The sequence below is a fragment of the Acetobacterium wieringae genome (assembly GCF_001766835.1).
Classification (GTDB): domain Bacteria; phylum Bacillota; class Clostridia; order Eubacteriales; family Eubacteriaceae; genus Acetobacterium; species Acetobacterium wieringae.
Genome location: NZ_LKEU01000003.1, coordinates 1 through 1,037, shown reverse-complemented (window position 1 = coordinate 1,037; position 1,037 = coordinate 1). Strand labels below are relative to the sequence as shown.

The following is a 1,037-nucleotide window of genomic DNA, read 5'->3' as shown; positions in this document are numbered from 1 at the left end:
TATAATGTACACGCTTGTCAAGACACGAAATCAGAAATATTTAGATAAATCTCCTTTCGCATTTTGATCAGGCAGCCAATGCCATATTTTCATAGAATACAGCTGCCGGTGTTTTGTAATCGAATCGTTGGTGACCACGCTTGTGGTTATATTTAGCGATGTATTCCTTTGTCATAGCTTTCACTTCAGTAACGGTTTCCGGGTACAGTAAATACAGGCGTTCCCATTTATATGATCGGAAAAACCGTTCAATGGCAATATTGTCGGTAGCACGGCCTTTACCATCCATGCTGATTTTAGTTGTTTTGAAGCTTTTAATTAGGTCAATATAGGCATTTGACGTAAACTGACTGCCCTGGTCACTATTAATAATCTCAGGTGCGCCATAGGTTTCAACGGCATTTTTTATAACACGGGTGACCATATCGGTTTGCAGGGTGTTGCTGATGGTGTATCCCACAATATAGCGGGAATACCAGTCAATAATAGCGGTTAAATACACAAATCCATTTGGAGTTCCAATATAAGTAATATCAATCGACCACACCTGATTCGGTCGGTCAATTTCCAGATTTCTCAGCAGATAGGGATAGGTTTTTGCAGCGTTGGCCCGCTTACTCAGATTAGGGCCGGGATAGAAACAAACAATATCCATTTCCATCATATAACGTCTGACAAGACGTCTGCCCATGTTATGAAAACCCTGTTTATGCAGTTCATTCCGGATTCGTCTGACGCCAAAGGCAGGTTCCTCGTAATGAATACGATCAATGGCATTTTTAATATTGATTTCATCCCTGGATGGCGAAACATCTACAGGTACATGATAAGCTGTCGATCGCGATAGCATCAGAAGTTGACACTGTTTTTTTATGGTTAAGGAAGGGTGCTTCCAATCAATTAACGCTCTTTTTTCTTCATTTGAGAGATTTGAATTTGTTTTTTTTTAAGCCAATCGACATCCAGTGTTAATTCGCCTATTTTCTTTACGAGCAGCTCCTTTTCATCTTCATGCTCCTGTTTGAGTTTGTCAACAT

1 pseudogene is annotated in these 1,037 nt (G+C 40.1%); it reads right to left on the bottom strand.

The features are described 5' to 3' along the window. Window positions 1–67: 67 nt before the first annotated feature. A pseudogene (locus tag ACWI_RS00035) lies at window positions 68–931 on the bottom strand (IS3 family transposase); the annotation flags it as partial. Between the last annotated feature and the right edge of the window lie 106 nt (window positions 932–1,037).